This window comes from Enterobacter sp. 4974935 (assembly GCF_058661735.1).
In genome coordinates, this window is the sequence record NZ_JBZWGT010000003.1 from 2,221,049 (window position 1) to 2,239,186 (window position 18,138).

The window sequence follows — 18,138 nt, forward strand, 5'->3', positions numbered from 1 at the left end:
CTTATGAAAACATTGCTCCCGACATCGACGGCTGGCAGCCTGCCGAAACCCACCTGGCTTGCGCAGCCGGAAACGCTCTGGTCGCCGTGGAAACTCCAGGATGAGGAATTACTGGCAGGGAAACAGGATGCGCTGCGTTTGTCTCTGGATGAACAGATTCGCGCCGGGATTGATATCGTCAGCGACGGGGAACAAACCCGCCAGCATTTCGTCACCACCTTTATTGAACATCTCAGCGGCGTGGATTTTGAAAATCGTCAGACGGTGCGGATCCGTAACCGTTACGATGCCAGCGTGCCGACCGTGGTAGACGCGGTGGCGCGCCAGAAACCGGTGTTTGTAGACGACGCGAAATACCTTCGCCAGCTGACGGATAAGCCGATCAAGTGGGCGCTGCCTGGCCCGATGACCATGATCGACACGCTATACGATGCTCACTATAAAAGCCGCGAAAAGCTGGCCTGGGAGTTCGCAAAAATTCTCAATCAGGAAGCCCGCGAGCTGGAGGCGGCCGGCGTTGACATTATTCAGTTCGACGAACCTGCTTTTAACGTCTTTTTCGACGAAGTGAATGACTGGGGCATCGCCGCGCTGGAGCGCGCCATTGAAGGGCTGAAATGCGAAACCGCAGTACATATCTGCTACGGGTACGGCATCAAAGCCAATACGGACTGGAAAAAAACGCTCGGCTCCGAGTGGCGCCAGTATGAAGAGGCGTTTCCAAAGTTGCAGACCTCAAAGATCGATATCATCTCGCTGGAGTGCCACAACTCGCGCGTGCCGATGGATCTGCTGGAGCTAATCCGCGGTAAAAAAGTGATGGTCGGGGCAATTGATGTTGCCACCCAGACCATCGAAACGCCGGAAGAGGTCGCCGATACGCTACGCAAGGCGTTGCAGTTTGTTGATGAAGACAAGCTCTATCCGTCCACCAACTGCGGCATGGCTCCCCTTTCCCGCCAGGTCGCCAACGGTAAGCTGAAGGCATTAAGCGCCGGAGCTGACATTATCCGTCGCGAGCTTGCCCGCTAACCTTCAGGTTTGCCAGTACAGCGGCGTACCGAACCGCTCAATATAGTAGTCAATCACCGCCCTGACGTTCAGGGGCGGATGACGCGCGTTCGGGTAAATCGCCGCAATCGTCAGTGGCTCCGTATTAATAGAACACTCCATTTCCGGCAGCAGTGCCACCAGCTCACCGCTTTTGAGCCGTTCGCTCACCATCCAGTCCGGGAATAGCACAACGCCCATGCCGCCCAGCGCCGCAATCAGGAGCGTTTCCGCGTTATTGGAAGTCATCAGCGGTACGATGGGATAGTGAACCCACGCCTCGCCCGGCTGCCGGATTAGCCAGCGGTTAGGCCCGGACGAACCGCGGTAAACCAGACAGTGGTGACGACTGAGATCGTCCGGCCCGTCGGGCGCGCCATGTTTTTGCAGATAGTCCGGCGAGGCCGCCAGATGGTAGAACTGCTGACCGAACACCCGGGCGTGAAACGAGGAGTCCGTCAGCGCGCCGATGCGGAAGATAACGTCCGCGGCGTCGCGGTGCGGATCGATAAAATCGTCGGTGAGGGTCAGTTCAATGGAGAGACGAGGATAACGCGCCAGAAGCCCCGGCAGGCCCGGCGCGATGTGCCGTTGTCCGAAAAAGACCGGGCCATTGATACGCAGCGTGCCCGACGGCTCGCGGGCGCGTTCATCCAGCTCGCGTCGCGCATCCTCCAGATTTCCGGCCATCGCCCGGGCATATCGCACAAAAAGATGCCCGCTCTCTGTGGGCATAATCGCCCGCGTGTTGCGGTAGAAAAGCTGTTGCCCGAGGGCGTCCTCAAGCTGGTGGATCATGCGGGAAACCTGCGACGCAGAAATTCCTTCCCGCCTCGCCACCACGGAAAAATTCTGCGTTTCATAAACGTCGATGAAGATCAGCAGCGCGCGAATGCTGATATGTCCGGCATCCATCATTAATGCATTTCCTGCACAGGTGTTTCCTACATTATGGCATTTTTCTCAATGATGTTCAGACGTAATCTTCTCCGCCTGGAAAAAGGAGAAAAAGCGTTATGCACATTATTTTAATTTTACTGGTGATTGCCGGCGGCATGGGGCTGTCCGTGGAAGCCGGGCTGCTGGGGCCGCTGGGCGCGGAGGTGGGCGACCTGTGGGCGGCGTTCAGCATATTTAGCGTGGGAACCGGGCTGACGTTTCTGCTGATGCTGTTTTTCAGCCCCCGCAACAGTCCCTCATTTTTTGCGCAGCCGTCATGGCACCTGCTGGGCGGCGTGCTCGGCCCGGTCTACGTCATCATTCTCACCATTGCCACGCCAGCGATCGGTATTGCCATGACGATGATCGGCATTCTGGCAGGCCAGGTCTTTAAAAGCCTGATTATTGACCACTATGGCCTGCTGGGTACGCCGCACCGCAGGATCGATACAAAACGCATTATTGCGCTGGGATTTATCATCACCGCGCTCATTCTCGTGGCGCAGGGGTAACGTTATGACAGTGATTATGATTATTCTGGCGGTGATTGGCGGCGCGACGCTGAGCATTCAAGCTGCCATTAACGGGCAATTAGGCAGCAGCGTGGGGGTATTCAAAAGCGCGTTTCTGACCTTTTCCGTCGGCGCGCTGGTAACCGCCCTGCTCATTTTCTTTTTTGAGCCGAAACAGGCGGTCAGCCTGATGGATGTGCCCAAGTGGCAGCTTCTGGGCGCCCTGTGCGGCGTGCCCTATATAGTGATTATGGTGCTCGCGGTGCAGCGTATCGGCACCGCCGTTGCCACGGTAGCGGTGATCCTGGGTCAGCTGGCCATGAGCATGCTGATTGATAACTTTGGCTGGCTGAACAATGAAGCCATTCCGTTTTCAGCGAGCCGTTTCGGGGCCGTCGTCTGCCTGAGTATCGCGCTCTTCTTCATCTACTCAAGCAGTAAACCTCAGCCCGAAGAGGATTAACCGCCCTCTTTGCGGGTAAAGAACAGCGTCACCGTGGCGACGGTGACGCCAAATTTCTTCATCTCGGTTTTATTGAATAGGCGGGTGCTGTCCTGCAAATACATCCAATCATCAAAGTGCAGCAGCCAGGTTTTGCCGTCCGCCTTCACGTTCATGCTGTAGCGCCAGTTAAGGGCGTTGCCCGAAACCTGACCTGTCGCGACACCTTCTATGTCACCCGCCGTGCCTTCGTAACGATCGTGGCCAATGCGGCGGATATGCCAGACGCGCTTTTGCTTCTCGCCGTCGTCATAGACAAAATGCTCGTTCAGCGTCAGCGTATCGCCGATAACATCTCCGGCGATCTCGACGTGAAAACGGCGGATCTGCTTACCGCTGCGGTCCTGCACCATCCCCCACGCCTCGGTTTTGCCCTGGAAGTAGTGGAAAATATCAAGCCTTGGCTGCTGCTGACGATACTCGGTCACTTCTGTGCTGCACCCGGCCACCAGCATTGTCAGTGTAAGCGCCATTAACAGGAATCGTTTCATTGTGGTCCTCCGATTAACTGCTGACGCAGTTCAGGATACGCGGTGCGGGGATCGAGCCAGATCGCCAGAAAGCGCGAGCTAAACGCTGCCGACTGGCGCGGCCCGAGGGGCGTAAATTTTTTCTGCAAAGCCGTGGGGCGATACCAGAATTGCCCCTGACCGTTATTAACCACAAACGCGAGCTGCGTGCCGGGCGTGACGTCGGGCCAGAGCGCTTTTAGCATCCGCAGCCAGGCTTCACTCTGCGGCTCCTGCTGCAAAATGCCCTGCGCCTGCCACTGGTCGCGGGTCGCCTCGACCAGGTCGTCGCCATCGATATCCCGGGCATAAGTGATAATCAGCGCGATATCGCTGTCTGTTCCTGTATAGCTGCCGTCGGGCGTCAGCAGTTGAGAGGTATAAACGGTAAACGGCCCCCAGGTGAGGGTGGCATCGCCTACCTTGCGCCAGCTCAGCCAGTCAGTCGCCTGCGCGTTACAGGCCATAACGGTTAGCGCGAGCGCGAGTAACAGATGTCTCATTGTTGTCTCCCCATCAGCAGGTGGAAAAACAGCATCAGCACCAGCCAGCCCGGGATCATCCAGCTGACGACGATAAAAGTCGGATCCAGGAACGTGATGGCCCCCAGACGCTCGCCAAACAGGTAGGCCAGCGGCCCGCCCAGGGTCGCCAGCGCCGTCAGCAGCCAGCCCGGCAAGGTGGTCGTGCGGGTCAGTTGCGTCCAGACGGTGGCAAACATCAGCCACAGCGCCACCATCCATAGCGGCATCAGAGACGTGCCAGTGAATGAAATCAACCCCGTCAGCGCCCAAAGGGCGTCCAGCATCGCGCCCGACGCCGCCAGCACAAGAGCGTATACCCGGTGTGATGGCGGTAACAACAGCCAGGCAATCAGCGCCAGCGCGATCCAGATGACCAGCCCCTGCTCGCGAAACAGCACCACCAGCGTCCAGTAGAGATCAAACCCGATGGCCAGCAGAAAGACCTGCCCGTAGCGCTTCATACGCGTTCCGCAGTCAGTTGCACCACGCTGATGGTGCGGGCGTTAAACCCGGCTTCACAGTAGCCGAGGTAGTACAGCCACATCCGGCGGAAACGGTCATCAAATCCGAGCTTTTCAATCTCCTGCCAGGCGTGAACGAAGCGCTGACGCCAGTGCGCCAGCGTGCGGGCGTAGTCCGGCCCCATATCGAAGAGGTTACGCACGACAAAATCGGTATGGCGGGTCATCAGTTCATTCATGGCGGTGATGCTGGGCAAAAAGCCGCCGGGGAAGATGTAGCGCTGAATAAAATCGACGCTTTTGCTGTAGTCGCGATAGCGCTGATCCTGAATGGTGATGGCCTGAATCGCCATCCGCCCGCCCGGACGCAGACGCGCCTGGCAGGTGCGGAAAAACGTTGGCAGGTAGCGTTGGCCGACGGCTTCAATCATCTCAACCGACACCAGCTTATCGTACACTCCGGTCAGATCGCGGTAGTCGCAGAGCAGCACCTCAACGCGATCCTGTAAACCTGCCCGCGCGATCCGCGCGGTGGCCCAGTGGTACTGCTCCTGCGATAGCGTGGTAGTTGTTACCCGGCAGCCATAATGACGGGCGGCATATTCCGCCATCGCCCCCCAGCCGGTACCAATTTCCAGCAGATGATCGTTTGCGGTGAGCGCCAGTTGGTCGCACAGCCTGGTCATTTTTGCCTGCTGAGCCGCTGCCAGATCCTGCTCTTCCCCGGTAAACAGCGCGCTGGAGTAAAGGAGTTTTTCATCAAGGAAATGGGCGTAAAAGGCGTTGCCCAAATCGTAATGGGCGGCAATATTTTCCCGTGCCTGCGCGCGGGAGTTGCGCCGCATCCAGTGCCGTAGCCGCTCTACCGGTTTCCCGAGCAGGCGAAACCCTTTTTCCAGTTGCCCGAGGATCTGGCTATTGCGCGCTATCAGCTCCAGCAGCGGCGTCAGGTGGGCCGTCTCCCAGTCGCCATCTATCCACGCTTGTGCCGCGGCGAGGCTGCCCCCGGTTAGAATGCGCCAGTAGACGCCCGGAGCGAGTACCTGCACCTCAGCGTGAAGCGCGGCGGAGGCGTCGCCGAACTGGAACGTCTGGGCGCCTTCACGCAGCGTCAGCGAGCCGCCGCGCAGCCCGTTCAGCAGGCGAAAAAGCAGCCATCGCGCGACGCGGACGTTGCGCGGGAAATCGGGTTCAAGCGCAAAGACGGGATCGGTCATGAGCGTTCACTCCTGCTTAGGGGATGGTTATGCAGCGGCACGCGCTTCAGCCACAGCCTGAGCGCCTGCCAGTAAATGGCGAAAACGGTTTTGAGGGTCATCAACGGGATCCGCGCCAGCAGCGACCGCAGCGCTGCGCGCGTCAGCGGCTCACGGCGCAGCGTCAGAGTGGCATCAAACACCTTCGTCTCCTGATGGTTTTCGATATGCATGCGCAGCGTGCTGGCCGGACTGTTGAAGCGCCAGTGGTAGACCATGTCCATCGGATTAAAGGGCGAGACGTGAAACGCTTTTTCCGTCGGCGGGGCGTCCCGCCCCGCTACCGCGTAGTAGTGTCGTTCATTCCACGGCGTGTTGCGGACTTCGGCGAGAACCCAGCGCAGGGTGTCTTCCCCGGCATAGCAGTAGTAAAAATTGACTGGGTTAAAATGAAAGCCGAAATAACGCAGTTGGGTTAGAAGCATGACCCGCCCCGCCGGGCGTTCGCCGGTCAGATTTTCCAGACGCTCAAGGACGCGCTCTTTGAGCGGCGTGCCCAGCGGGTAGTCCGCATCATAAAATGCCGCGGGCGCAACGCGGTTACGGCGCACGCCGACGGAGGGCAGCGCGTCCAGCTCATCGAGATCGAGCCAGGCCATAAAGACGCTGTAGGTAAAGTGGTGCGCTTTTGGCGAAAGACGGCGATGGCGCAATGTGCCGTGGTAAAGGCAGCTGTTCATCTCAGTTGCCCTCCCCGGCCGCAATGGCGTTTACCACATCCAGCGCACTGCGTACCCCATCTTCGTGGAAGCCGTTGTACCAGTACGCGCCGCAGAACCAGCTCCGCTGGCGACCGTTTATTTCGCCACGCCGGGCCTGGGCTTGCCAGCTTTGCGGGTTAAAAAGCGGATGCTCATAGACAAAGCGGCGCAGCACATAGCGTTCTTCCACCGGCGTTTCCGGGTTGAGGGTGACGCAAAACAGCGGGCTACCCGGCGGCAGTCCCTGCAAAATATTCATGTTGTAGGTGACGCAGGCGCTGGCCCGATCCTGCTCGCTGAGGCGGTAGTTCCAGCTCGCCCACGCGCGCTTGCGCACCGGCAGCCAGCGCGGATCGCTGTGAAGCACCACCTCGTTACGCTGCCAGCCGATATCACCCAGCACCTCACGTTCAGCCTGCGTTGGGCTGGCGAGCATCGTCAGCGCCTGAGCGGAGTGGCAGGCGAAGATCACCTGATCAAAGTTGTCTGTTACGCCCTCACGCGTTATATCAACCCCGCGATCGTGGCGAATAACCTGCTGCACCGGCGCATTGAGGTGCAGCGTCAGGCGATCGCCAAGCTTGTCCATCATCGCGCGGATGTACTCCCGGGAGCCGCCCGGCACCACGTACCACTGCGGACGATGGGTAATGTCCAGCAGACCGTGGTTTTCAAAAAAGCGTAAAAAGAGCGGCAGCGGAAAGCGTTTCATCTCCTGTAGCGAGGATGACCAGATAGCCGCCCCCATTGGCAGAATGTAATGACGGGCAAAAAAAGGCGTGAAGCGGTGCTGGTGCAGGAACGTCTCCAGCGTGGCGGACTCGCTGACGTCACCCCGGAGCGTCTGTCTCGCCAGCCGATTAAAGCGCACGATCTCCTTCAGCAGCGTCCAGAAGGCAGGGTTTAACAGATTACGACGCTGGGCGAACATCGACGTCAGCGTGTGGCCGTTGTACTCCAGCCCGCTCTGCGGGTTATGCACCGAAAAACTCATCTGCGTTTTTTGCCCGCTGATGCCCAGTTCGCTCAGCAGCCCCATGAAGCGCGGATAGGTGCGGTCGTTGTAGACAATAAAACCGGTGTCGATGGCAAAGTTGCCCTGCGGCGTGTCGACATCCACCGTTGCGGTATGACCGCCCGGCGTGGCCTGCGCTTCAAACAGCGTGACCTGATGATGTCCGGCGAGCCGCCAGGCACAGGTTAACCCGGCGATACCGCTGCCGATAATCGCGATCTTCATGGTCGCACCATCCTGCGCAGCAGTGCGCGCTGAAGTATATCGGGCAGACCGGAGAGCAGGCGCAGCGCCAGGCTAAACCCGGCGGGAAACGCGATATGATCCTTCCCTTTTGCCAGACCGCGACGAATGGCATGGACGGCGTCCTCCACGCTGACCCGGCCCGGCATCGGGAAATCATTTTTTCGGGTCAGCGGCGTGTCGACAAAACCAGGTGAAACGACCGTGACGGCGATCCCTTTCGGCTCCCAGTCGAGGCGCAGCGTCTCAGCAAACCAGGTTAACGCCGCTTTAGAGGCGCCATAGGCTTCGGCTCGCGGGAAGTGAAGCCAGTGCGCCATCGAACTGATCAGCACCACGCGGTTGCCGGATATCAGATGCGGCTGCAACGCCGCAAGGCAGTTTACCGGCCCCATAAAATTGGTGGTCATGACCCGCGCCACCCGCGCGGCATCCACCTCGCCGCGATCGAGATACTCGCAGGTTCCGGCGCAAAGAATCACCGTGTCGGCAGCACAGTCCGCCAGCGCCTGGCGACAGGCGTCCCTGTCTGTCATATCGAACAGGCGCACCGTAATGTTGGGGCTGTGCTGATGCACGGCTGCCAGACGTTGCGCATCGCGCCCGCAGGCAATCACCCGGTAGCCATCGTCGGCAAAAGATTTCGCCAGCCCGGCCCCTATGCCCGAGCTTGCGCCGGTGATCAGAACCGTTTTCATGATTTCACTCTCCGCTTAACGCCGCGTACGGCCCAGCCGAGCACCGGAAGATGTTCGTAAATCATCTCTCCGGCATCGTAGTAATCCCGCTGGCGAACTATGCGATCGTCGCGCATGTCTACCACAGAGCAACCCGGCAGCTGGCGCATTGCCCCCCGGGCAATACGCGGGTGCGACCAGTGCATCATCCAGGTAACAACAAAGCGATCGCCCTGCTGCAAGGGTGCATCGACGGTAAAGCGGCACCGCTGGACGTTAGCCAGCAGGTGAGTGAAATAGCGCTGAATCGCGAACAACCCGCTGTGTTCGCCAAAGGGATCGATAAGCGTGGCATCGGCGCGATAAATCTTTGCCAGAGCCGAAGGTGGCTGGGTATCCAGCGTGGCGTAATAATCAACGAATCGACTGATGACGGGCGGCAACGTGTTCATGGGTCACATCCTGGCTGTAAACAACGTAGCGAAATCGCATAATTAAAACTTACACAATTAGCGTTATTTGTCCAAGTTTGTGCAGATATATTTTTTATACCTCTTTTAATTCAGTATTTTAAAAACTTTCCCTGAGGTGCCAATTTGAGTCAAAAGCAGATTCTCACCGCCGTGCCGTTATTTTTTAGGGATAACCTTAAGGCAAAGGTGCCATTTATCTTCCAGACTTATCCTTTTAATTCATAAGGATGTCACGCGATGAAAAATTTACTGATGGCGCTCTTTTCCAGCCCGGAATCCTTGTTGCAGGTTATGAGTCACCAGGAAATTATCGAAGCCGTAGAGGATGGCGACCGCATCATCATCGATCAGGATGGAAACGCCTCGGTTAACTACAAAAGTAACGAGGTTCGGCAGGACTTTCTGCGCCATGTCAACGCGCTGAAGAGGGCCTGAAATGGGAACGGCAATATTCATGGTATTGATGGTATGCGGCTACTGGTACACCAGCCGCGATCTCTCAACCCGGTTCAAAATTAAGCGTTCATTCGGCTGGGATGTCTATTTCCTTGTGGCGCTGTATGGCTGCATTTTCGTTTTACAGGGCGTGATCGCCACCGGCCTGCTCTGGCTGCTGTTGTTCGCCCTCTCCGCCGCCGACAACACGTTCCATTTCACGTCCGCAAAATACGCCGACTGGCAAATTGATTTTATGAACTGGAGCTTTTTAGGGATTCAGGCTCCGGTCGTGGTGATGCTGGCCTTTGCGATCCTGTTTTGTCTCTATCGTTCTAACTGGGCCGGCAGCGCGCGGCTGGACGGCGAAGGCCGGAAAAAGCTCTACAAGCGGCTGGCACAATCGAGCGGGATTGAACAACTGCTCTATCAGTGCATGGAGGAAGGTGAACTTGCGCACGTCACGCTGAAGTCGCGGCGAATTTATATTGGCATGATCCATACCGCCACGCTGGAGTATGAAAAAACCGCCAATATCGTGCTTATCCCGATGCTGAGCGGCTACCGCGACGGGGAGAACATGCAGCTGTGTATTGAGCACAACTACAGCAAATGGTACGCCGAGCATGAGGTTACGCTCGACTCAGAGCCAAAAAGCGCTATGGATTTCCGTAAGGTGATCATGCTTGATCAGATCGAGAGTATTTCGCTGTTCGATCCGGCAAGTGCCAGCGCGCTGGCGATGCGTGAATAAAAAAATGGCGCCTTATTTCTAAGGCGCCAGGATTATGTGGATGAAACCTGAACTTATGGCGTTACGATATTGAACCAGAAGTCAAATTTGTCCATGTAGCTCAGCATCTCTTCCAGCTTCGCCCCGTTTCCACTCACCTTCACGTCACCTTTATCCATCGCCTGCTTCAGCGTCTCTTTCTTAAGGATGATGTTGTTCAGCGTGGTGCGATCAAGCGCGATAGTTGCGTCGGCATCCTTCGCCTGCGCGTTGGCGGTATGGTTCAGCACGCCGTTTTCCAGTTCCAGCTTGTATTTGCCGCCATCCTTACCGAGATCGACATTGAAGACCGCCTTCGCGTTACCGGCACGCACCCCGTTGATGTGCACACCCAGGTAGTCGAAGAACATTTCCGGGGTCATCGCCCGCACGGTATCCGGGCTGGCGGTGTTCGGCGTCGGCAGCTTCTTCACGCCATTACGCAGTTCTTGCGCGCCGGTCAGGTAGAAGTTACGCCAGGTGCCCGCCTCCGCCTGGTAACCTAACTGCTCAAGCGCGTCGGCTTCCAGATTACGGGCAGCCTGGTTGTTAGGATCGGCAAAGACCACTTTGCTGACCACCTGAGCAACCCAACGGTAATTACCCTGCTGATAATCCGCTTTGGCTTTCTGCATGATGGCATCAGCGCCGCCCATGTACTGCACGAACTTCTTCGCAGCCTGTTCAGGCGGCAGCTCGTCGAGGGTTGCCGGGTTGCCGTCGAACCAGCCGAGATAAAACACGTAAGTGGCTTTGACGTCGTGGCTAACGGAGCCGTAGTAACCGCGGCTTGCCCACTGTTTCTCGAGCGATTCCGGCAGCTTAAATTCTGCGGCGATCTCATCGCGAGTCAGGCCTTTGTTGGCCATACGCAGGGTCTGGTCGTTGATGTAGCGGTACATATCGCGCTGGCCTTTCATCAGCTTGACGATATTCTCGTTACCCCAGGTCGGCCAGTGGTGCTGCGCAATAATCACTTCCGCGTCCGCGCCCCAGCGCTCAATGGCGGCGTTAATGTACTTAGACCAGGCCAGCGGGTCGCGGATTTTCGCGCCGCGCAGGGAGTAGGTATTGTGCAGAGTATGGGTCACGTCCTCTGCGGCCTCGATCATTTTCTTCTCTTTGACGTACCACAGCATCTCCGACGGAGCTTCTGAACCCGGCGCCATCATAAAGTCGTAGGTCAAGCCGTCGATCACTTCTTCCTGACCGGTATGGGTAATGTAGTCGGTCGGCGGGATGAGGGTGACAGTACCCGCAGAGGTGGTGGTGCCAAGGCCTGCACCCACCTGGCCTTTTGCATCCGGCTTCAGCAGGTTGCCGTACATATAGCTCGCACGGCGGCTCATCGCGTTTCCGGCCATAATGTTTTCGGAAACCGCCTCTTTCATAAAGCCATCCGGCGCGTAGATTTTCACTTTGCCAGACTTGACGTCAGCTTCGTCAACCACGCCGCGCAGACCGCCATAGTGGTCAACGTGGCTGTGGGTGATCACCACAGCCACGACCGGTTTCTTGCCGCGGTTTGCATAGTAGAGATCCAGCGCTTCTTTCGCCGGTTCAGCGCTTAACAGCGGGTCGATAACGGTAATGCCCTTCTCGCCCTCAATGATGGTCATGTTGGAGAGATCGAGATTACGGATCTGATACACGCCGTCGGTGACCTTAAACAGCCCGCCAATGTTGATCAGCTGTGACTGACGCCACAGGCTCGGGTTAACCGTATCCGGGGCTTTTTCACCCTCTTTGACGAAATCATATTTCGCCGGGTTCCAGATAACGTTCCCCTGCTCGCCTTTGATCATGTTTTGCGGCAGCGGGGCGATAAAGCCTTTATGGGCATTTTCAAAGTCGGTTTTATCGGCAAACGGTAATTTGTTATACAGGGCGTTATTAGCCTGCTGGGTTGTAGGAGTGGCATCCTGCGGCTGTACTTCCGCAAACGCGGAAAGCGACAGCGACGTCAACACACCGGCCAGCGCCAGATGTTTAGCGATTATCGTTAATTTCATTAAATGGCCTCATAGATTAATTGCGCCGCCAGCGATATTTAATTGTGGCGGATAATTTTAATGCGAACTCATTGAGGACCATTCTAACCAGAATACCTTCCCTTCATAGTCCCATATGGGACTGGTTATTTATCGATTCGTAATCCGTGGGCTATTGCTGCTATACTCGCTACCATAGCAGACGTTGCGGGGAGAGGCTTAGCGTGAATTTTCAGGATATCCATACCTATTATCAGCAACTCAATATTGGGCAATTTTTTCCGCAAATGCTTTGTGAAGGCGAGGTCTTAACCGTTGCCGCAAATAAAAAACTCACCGTTGAACCTGGCTATATTTATTTCTGTACTGAAGGGTCGCTGACGATATTAATGCCTGATGATGGGCTGAATATTGGCAATACTATTGAGTATATGCCGATCGGGTTAATGGAAAGGTATTGTCCACTGGCGAAATATGAATATCGCAGCAGTGCCAGGGTGAAACTGGTGAGAATATCCTGGGCCGACTTCGACCAGATATTTTTCCAGGGTGGGCCTGAGCGCATGCAGGCGCTGGCCACCATACTGACCTATATGTCGATATTCACCATCGACCTGCATAACGAACGCAGGCAGGTCACCAGCTACCAGACCATTAAACCCATGCTCTATCGCTATCTTTATCGGCAGGAAACCCACACGGGAGAGAATGAGGGTCTGGCGCTGTTTATCATCAAGCGCACTAACCTGTCGCGAACGCATGTCTTTCGCGTGCTGGCGGATCTTAAAGCCGGGGGCTATATCACCATGAAGCGCGGAAAGCTGGTGTCGATAGACCGTCCGCTGCCGGAGGCGTATTAAATTACGCCCCTGAAGCGAATGCTTCAGGGGCTGGCTGATTAACGCACCAGGTGCAGGAAGTGCAGATGTTTTTCATACTGGTCCAGGATATCGTTAATTAACTGCTCCTGGTTCCAGCCCATCACATCGTAATTTTGCCCACCTTCCTTGAGGTAGATATCTGCCCGATAGTATCGGTGCTGTTCTGCCTGATTCTCATCATTCTCCATGGCCGCTAGCGCGAAGGTCGGCGAGTTATAGCCACGCAGCCTGACTTCATAAATGAAATTCAGCTCATTGCCTAAATCCACCTCAAGGCGAATACGATCGTCCGACGCGTCGCTGATATGGCTCTGCGTTCCCTGCTTATTCAGTTCATCCTGCACAAGCACCATGGCCGGTTTGATCACCTCTTCCATAAAGCGTTTCACCAGGGAGCGTTTAGGTAAGTAGGCGATGTTACGCAGTCTGCGCTGCCACGGAATGGGGTTACGGGCCGCTGTCGGCGCGATCGTGGCCATACTCAGGCTCTCGCGTTTGGTCAAATCGCGTCGGAGCGCCTTCAGCAGGCCATAGATTGAGACCAGCAGGATCATCGAGAACGGTAGTGCGCTGGCGATAGTCACGGTTTGCAGCGCACTCAGTCCGCCCGCGAGCAGCAGCGCGATAGCGACTACGCCCATCAGCGCGGCCCAGAAGATGCGCTGCCAGACGGGGGTATTGGCCTCGCCGCCGGACGCGAGGGTATCCACCACCATCGCCCCGGAGTCGGCTGAGGTCACAAAGAAGACGATGACCATCGCCATGGCAATAAATGACAGCACGGAAGAGAACGGGAAATGCTCAAGGAAATTAAACAGCGCCAGCGCCACGTCCTGCTGGACGGTATTCGCCAGATCGGACGCTCCCTTGTTCATGATGAGGTAAATGGCGCTATTGCCGAACACCGTCATCCACATCAGGGTAAAGCCCGCCGGGACAAACAGCACGCCGGTCACGAACTCGCGGATGGTTCTGCCGCGGGACACACGGGCAATGAACATCCCGACAAACGGCGACCAGGACAGCCACCAGCCCCAGTACAGCAGCGTCCAGCCTCCCAGCCAGTTGCTGGATTTCGGTTCATAAGCGTACAGGTTAAACGTCTTGCTCACCAGCTCGGACAGGTATCCGCCGGTATTTTCCACAAAGGATTTCAGCAGGAGTACGGTTGGCCCCAGGCACAACACCAGCACCAGCAGCAGTACCGCCAGCCCCAGATTGAGCTCTGATAAAATGCGAATGCCTTTGTCCAGACCGGACACCACGGAAATGGTCGCCAGCCCGGTAATCAGGACGATCAGGATCACCTGCACGGTATCGTTGATGGGTACGTCAAAAAGGTGGTTCAGCCCGGCATTGACCTGTAAAACGCCGTAGCCTAACGAGGTCGCCACGCCAAATACGGTGCCGATTACCGCGAAGATATCCACCGCATGACCTATCGGGCCGTAAATACGGTCCCCGATAATCGGATAAAGCGCCGAACGAAGCGTCAAAGGCAGGCCGTGGCGGTAGCTGAAGAACGCCAGAATCAACGCAACGATGGCGTAGATAGCCCAGGCGTGCAGCCCCCAGTGGAAGAATGTCAGCCGCATGGCCTCTTTGGCCGCAGCGACCGTTTCAGGTGTCCCCACCGGCGGGGAAAGGTAGTGCATGACCGGCTCCGCCACGCCGAAGAACATCAGGCCGATCCCCATCCCCGCCGAGAACAGCATCGCGAACCAGGAGTGGTAGCTGAAGTCAGGCTGGGAGTGGTCGGGCCCGAGTTTAATATCGCCGTAGCGGGACAAGCCGAGGAACGTCACGCTCATTAAAATCAGCGCGACGGCAAGAATGTAAAACCAGCTGGCGTTGGTGAATATTTGCTGTTGCAGTAGCTTAAAGTTTTTATCGGCAACGTCAGGGAAAATCGCGGCAAAGGCGACAAGAAGGAAAATTAACAAAGCAGATGTGTAAAATACCGCTTTGTTAATCTGGCTTTTGGACTGCTTTGGGATAGTGTCGTTTTCACTCATATAGTGTCTTCCATAAACGCATTGACCGCTCTGAATGAGAGGCGTGATCTGCGTCAGGGTAACAAAATCCCTTTATGAATGCAGGTCTGAAACGTTCAATTATACACTATCCCCAAAGGGTATTTGTTGCGCGTTAACGCATCCCTATGCCATTGCATTATTTCGCAGGCAAGAAATGGTTAATTATCCCGGCCAGCCGACTTGGGCCGTAAGTTCTCATCGAATACCAGCCGTTTGCGGCCGGGCTCTTCTTCCCGCAGCGGCTCTACCTGATGCAGCGTCTGCTTACAGCGATCCACCAGCACCTGATACTCCCGCGTGCCCTGCTTTTTCCACTCTATTTCTTGCGCGCTTAGCTCACGAATCGCTTTCGCCGGACTGCCAAGAATTAAGTGATTCGCAGGCATTTCCGCTTTGGCCTTCACAAACGCCGCCGCCCCGACGATGCTGTTTTCGCCGATCGTCGCCCCGTCCATCACCACCGCATTCATCCCCACCAGCGCATTACGGCGGATAATGCAGCCGTGCAGGATCGCACTGTGGCCGATATGCCCGTCCTCTTCCACCACCGTGTCCTGCTCCGGAAAACCGTGCATCACGCAGTTATCCTGAATGTTCGCGCCGTCTTTCACCACGATCCGGCCAAAATCACCGCGCAGGCTGGCGTTGGGGCCTACGTAAACACCTTTGCCGAGGATCACGTCGCCAATCAGCACCGCGGTCGGGTGAACATAGCTCTCTTCAGGCACGACCGGCGTCAGACCATCAATTTGATAAACAGGCATACCCTCTCCTTATGTGATATTCAGACCACCAAAACGCTGGTGATAAAGCGTGCCGGGCGCGGACAGCTCGCCGACGGAGGTTTCCCCCTTCTCACTGACAAACGCCAGGGCTCCCGCTGCCACGCGCTGGTAGATGTTAATGCACAGCTGTCGCGCGCTCTGTCCCGCCCAGTGCGCCGGGAGTAACTCCTCCGGCAACAGCGGATCTTTCAGCACCACGCGACGATAAAAATGAATGAGTAACAGCTGGATCTGAAAGCAGCGTTCCGGGGTTAAATCCTCGGGCGACGCCTCTTTCAGCAGCGGCAGCAGCGGACGGAACGAGTTGATAAACGTTTCGTACATCGCGTTTTGTTCGGTCAACTGCCAGCACTCTTCCACGCGGGATCGTAACGCCGCGCGTGACAAAGCCAGCGGCGAATGAGCTTCAAAGAAAATGACGTTTTCCGCCACGCCCGCGTCATGCAACAGCGACTGCACGTCCGCGAGGTTCTGCGACGGCGAGGCCATCAGGCTCGGCGCCAGCGTGCCGAACCCTTGCCAGATGAGCTGTTTTTTCACGTCCGCGAGCGTGGTTTTATCCAGCCCCTCGGAAAGCAGCAGCAGCCATTTACCATCCCACGCCGGCAGTTCTGCACGGTAGATTTTATTTTCCGCGCGTCGGGTCAAACGCAGCCCCTTGTCGCTGAGACGGTAAAAGCTGCGGCGGCCAATGCGGGACACGTCCAGCCAGCCCTCTTTGTTGAGGCGAAACAGCGCGGTGCGCACAAAGCGCTCCCCGAATCCCATCCCTTCCAGCAGGGCCGCCAGACTGCCGAGCCAGATCTCTCCGCCGCGATGGGAAAGCGCGTCGCCATAAAGCGAGGAGATAAGCGACGTTCCGCTGACGGGAACAGAGCTGACTGCGTGCTGGATAAAGGCATCAAGTTTATTCATGTGATTCATTCTGTTGTTATTTTTTTCCTGGATGAATCATAGCATAGGAATCTGGGGTTTCCCCCTCACCCCAGCCCTCTCCCTCAAGGGAGAGGGGGCCGTCGATGCAGACATTATTTTGTGTAGATCCCTCATCCGTTAGCCGCAACCTTACGCAAATCAAACACCCGGCAGGCTTTACCCTCGGATCGCGGTATGCTGCCGCAGTTAACGATCATCACATCGGTTGAAATCCCCACCATCGATTTAATCCGATGACGCAGCTGATGGCAGACCTGACAACGCTGTTCATGCGTCAGCGTTAAGCTACTCTGTTTCAGCTCGACCTTCACCGAAAGTGAATCAAGATGCCCGCGGCGGTTCACCTCCAGCTGATAGTGCGGCGAAAGATGTTCGAACTTGACGATCTCCTCTTCCAGCTGTGACGGGAAGACGTTAACGCCGCGAATGATGAGCATGTCGTCGCTGCGCCCGCTGATGCGATCCATCCGGCGCATGGTGCGTGCGGTACCCGGCAGCAGGCGCGTCAGGTCGCGGGTGCGGTAGCGGATCACCGGCAGCGCCTCTTTGGTCAGCGTGGTGAACAGCATTTCGCCCTGCTCGCCGTCGGCCAGCGGCGTGCCGTCATTCGGGTTGACGATCTCCGGGTAGAAGTGATCTTCCCAGATGGTCGGGCCGTCAGCGGTTTCAAGACACTCCATCGCCACGCCCGGCCCCATCACCTCGGAGAGACCATAGATATCCAGCGCGGTAATGCCCAGCCGTTTCTCGATTTCGCGGCGCATCGCCTGCGTCCACGGCTCGGCGCCAAACACGCCGACGCGCAGGGAACAGGCGCTGGCATCACCGCCCATCTGACGCTCCAGCTCTTCGATCAGGTTCAGGCAGTAAGAGGGCGTCACCATGATCATATCCGGCTGGAAATCGCGGATCAGCTGCGCCTGCTTCTCCGTCTGGCCGCCGGACATCGGGATCACCGTCGCCCCCAGACGCTCTGCACCGTAGTGCGCCCCCAGCCCGCCGGTGAAGAGCCCGTAACCGTAGGCGACGTGAATTTTATCCTTCGCGCTGCCCCCGGCGGCGCGCAGGGAACGGGCGACGATATTGGCCCAGTTGTCGATATCATTCTGGGTATACCCCACCACGGTCGGCTTTCCGGTGGTGCCCGACGAGGCGTGAATACGCACCACCTGCTCCATCGGCACCGCAAAGGTATCGAACGGGTAGTTGTCGCGCAGATCCTGCTTGGTGGTGCACGGGAATTTTTGCAGGTCCGCCAGCTCGTTGAAATCGTCAGGGTGAACGCCCGCGGCATCAAACTTGCGTTTGTACATCGGAACGTTGTTGTAGGCGTGGTTCAGCGTCCACTTAAGGCGCGCGGTCTGCAACGCCTGCAATTCATCAATGGACGCGGTTTCGATCGGATCAAGCTTTGTTGTATTTATCATCGCAGGGTACTCA

Annotated in this window: 20 protein-coding genes; 6 read left to right on the forward strand and 14 right to left on the reverse strand. The window is 56.9% G+C overall.

Going from position 1 to position 18,138, the window contains the following annotated elements; genetic code table 11:
- Positions 1–3: 3 nt before the first annotated feature.
- Positions 4–1,032, forward strand: coding sequence for a methionine synthase (locus tag AC4OVS_RS11760; protein ID WP_058646689.1), 1,029 nt, complete (start codon positions 4–6; stop codon positions 1,030–1,032).
- Positions 1,033–1,035: 3 nt separating this feature from the next.
- On the opposite strand, the gene AC4OVS_RS11765 is transcribed toward AC4OVS_RS11760, so the two are convergent.
- Positions 1,036–1,968: a LysR family transcriptional regulator gene (locus tag AC4OVS_RS11765; RefSeq protein ID WP_126489983.1), complete on the reverse strand. Its 933-nt coding sequence runs from the start codon at positions 1,966–1,968 to the stop codon at positions 1,036–1,038.
- A gap of 98 nt (positions 1,969–2,066) precedes the next feature.
- On the opposite strand from AC4OVS_RS11765, the gene AC4OVS_RS11770 reads away from it, so the two are divergent.
- Together AC4OVS_RS11770 and AC4OVS_RS11775 are read left to right on the forward strand one after the other, a co-directional pair.
- Positions 2,067–2,501, forward strand: coding sequence for a DMT family transporter (locus AC4OVS_RS11770; protein WP_063148850.1), 435 nt, complete (start codon positions 2,067–2,069; stop codon positions 2,499–2,501).
- A gap of 4 nt (positions 2,502–2,505) precedes the next feature.
- The gene (locus tag AC4OVS_RS11775; RefSeq protein WP_022648044.1) at positions 2,506–2,964 is read left to right on the forward strand and encodes a DMT family transporter; all 459 of its coding nucleotides are present in this window, start codon (positions 2,506–2,508) and stop codon (positions 2,962–2,964) included.
- Here AC4OVS_RS11775 and AC4OVS_RS11780 read toward each other — a convergent pair.
- Genes AC4OVS_RS11780 through AC4OVS_RS11815 form a run of 8 tightly spaced genes read right to left on the reverse strand, consistent with a single transcriptional unit; the run spans position 2,961 to position 8,841 of the window.
- Positions 2,961–3,494 carry a DUF3833 domain-containing protein gene (locus tag AC4OVS_RS11780; protein WP_023300045.1) on the reverse strand — a complete coding sequence of 178 codons (534 nt, stop codon included), beginning with the start codon at positions 3,492–3,494 and terminating at the stop codon, positions 2,961–2,963. The genes AC4OVS_RS11775 and AC4OVS_RS11780 overlap by 4 nt on opposite strands.
- Positions 3,491–4,015, reverse strand: a complete 525-nt coding sequence (locus AC4OVS_RS11785; protein ID WP_491922436.1) for a chalcone isomerase family protein — start codon at positions 4,013–4,015, stop codon at positions 3,491–3,493. Before AC4OVS_RS11785 ends, AC4OVS_RS11780 begins: the two co-directional genes overlap by 4 nt.
- Complete coding sequence (locus AC4OVS_RS11790; protein ID WP_046621641.1) at positions 4,012–4,497, reverse strand: DUF2878 domain-containing protein; 486 nt, start codon at positions 4,495–4,497, stop codon at positions 4,012–4,014. Before AC4OVS_RS11790 ends, AC4OVS_RS11785 begins: the two co-directional genes overlap by 4 nt.
- Positions 4,494–5,714, reverse strand: coding sequence for a class I SAM-dependent methyltransferase (locus AC4OVS_RS11795; protein WP_491922437.1), 1,221 nt, complete (start codon positions 5,712–5,714; stop codon positions 4,494–4,496). Before AC4OVS_RS11795 ends, AC4OVS_RS11790 begins: the two co-directional genes overlap by 4 nt.
- Positions 5,711–6,433 (reverse strand): DUF1365 domain-containing protein, encoded by a 723-nt coding sequence (locus tag AC4OVS_RS11800; RefSeq protein ID WP_491922438.1) that lies wholly within the window; start codon positions 6,431–6,433, stop codon positions 5,711–5,713. The genes AC4OVS_RS11795 and AC4OVS_RS11800 overlap by 4 nt, the downstream gene beginning before the upstream one ends.
- A gap of 1 nt (position 6,434) precedes the next feature.
- Positions 6,435–7,694 carry an NAD(P)/FAD-dependent oxidoreductase gene (locus tag AC4OVS_RS11805; RefSeq protein WP_491922439.1) on the reverse strand — a complete coding sequence of 420 codons (1,260 nt, stop codon included), beginning with the start codon at positions 7,692–7,694 and terminating at the stop codon, positions 6,435–6,437.
- Positions 7,691–8,410 (reverse strand): SDR family NAD(P)-dependent oxidoreductase, encoded by a 720-nt coding sequence (locus AC4OVS_RS11810; RefSeq protein WP_126291563.1) that lies wholly within the window; start codon positions 8,408–8,410, stop codon positions 7,691–7,693. Before AC4OVS_RS11810 ends, AC4OVS_RS11805 begins: the two co-directional genes overlap by 4 nt.
- A complete protein-coding gene (locus tag AC4OVS_RS11815) occupies positions 8,407–8,841 on the reverse strand; it encodes a nuclear transport factor 2 family protein (RefSeq protein ID WP_491922440.1) in 435 nt (144 codons plus the stop codon). Before AC4OVS_RS11815 ends, AC4OVS_RS11810 begins: the two co-directional genes overlap by 4 nt.
- A 258-nt stretch (positions 8,842–9,099) precedes the next feature.
- On the opposite strand from AC4OVS_RS11815, the gene AC4OVS_RS11820 reads away from it, so the two are divergent.
- The gene (locus tag AC4OVS_RS11820) at positions 9,100–9,297 is read left to right on the forward strand and encodes a hypothetical protein (protein WP_022648035.1); all 198 of its coding nucleotides are present in this window, start codon (positions 9,100–9,102) and stop codon (positions 9,295–9,297) included.
- Position 9,298: 1 nt separating this feature from the next.
- Positions 9,299–10,051: a hypothetical protein gene (locus AC4OVS_RS11825; protein WP_022648034.1), complete on the forward strand. Its 753-nt coding sequence runs from the start codon at positions 9,299–9,301 to the stop codon at positions 10,049–10,051.
- Between the two features lie 53 nt (positions 10,052–10,104).
- Here the strand turns inward: AC4OVS_RS11825 and AC4OVS_RS11830 are convergent, their stop codons facing one another.
- Positions 10,105–12,081 (reverse strand): alkyl/aryl-sulfatase, encoded by a 1,977-nt coding sequence (locus AC4OVS_RS11830; protein ID WP_022648033.1) that lies wholly within the window; start codon positions 12,079–12,081, stop codon positions 10,105–10,107.
- Positions 12,082–12,284: 203 nt separating this feature from the next.
- On the opposite strand from AC4OVS_RS11830, the gene AC4OVS_RS11835 reads away from it, so the two are divergent.
- On the forward strand, positions 12,285–12,920 hold the full coding sequence (locus AC4OVS_RS11835; RefSeq protein WP_032624309.1) for a helix-turn-helix domain-containing protein: 636 nt from the start codon (positions 12,285–12,287) through the stop codon (positions 12,918–12,920).
- Positions 12,921–12,958: 38 nt separating this feature from the next.
- On the opposite strand, the gene AC4OVS_RS11840 is transcribed toward AC4OVS_RS11835, so the two are convergent.
- The 4 genes from AC4OVS_RS11840 to paaK all read right to left on the reverse strand — a co-directional run bounded on the left by AC4OVS_RS11840 (position 12,959) and on the right by paaK (position 18,125).
- Positions 12,959–14,956 carry a BCCT family transporter gene (locus AC4OVS_RS11840; protein WP_491922441.1) on the reverse strand — a complete coding sequence of 666 codons (1,998 nt, stop codon included), beginning with the start codon at positions 14,954–14,956 and terminating at the stop codon, positions 12,959–12,961.
- A gap of 179 nt (positions 14,957–15,135) precedes the next feature.
- Complete coding sequence (paaY, locus tag AC4OVS_RS11845) at positions 15,136–15,741, reverse strand: phenylacetic acid degradation protein PaaY (RefSeq protein ID WP_023300036.1); 606 nt, start codon at positions 15,739–15,741, stop codon at positions 15,136–15,138.
- A gap of 9 nt (positions 15,742–15,750) precedes the next feature.
- Positions 15,751–16,686: a phenylacetic acid degradation operon negative regulatory protein PaaX gene (paaX, locus tag AC4OVS_RS11850; RefSeq protein ID WP_491922442.1), complete on the reverse strand. Its 936-nt coding sequence runs from the start codon at positions 16,684–16,686 to the stop codon at positions 15,751–15,753.
- A 122-nt stretch (positions 16,687–16,808) separates the two neighbouring features.
- The gene (paaK, locus tag AC4OVS_RS11855; RefSeq protein ID WP_491922443.1) at positions 16,809–18,125 is read right to left on the reverse strand and encodes a phenylacetate--CoA ligase PaaK; all 1,317 of its coding nucleotides are present in this window, start codon (positions 18,123–18,125) and stop codon (positions 16,809–16,811) included.
- Between the last annotated feature and the right edge of the window lie 13 nt (positions 18,126–18,138).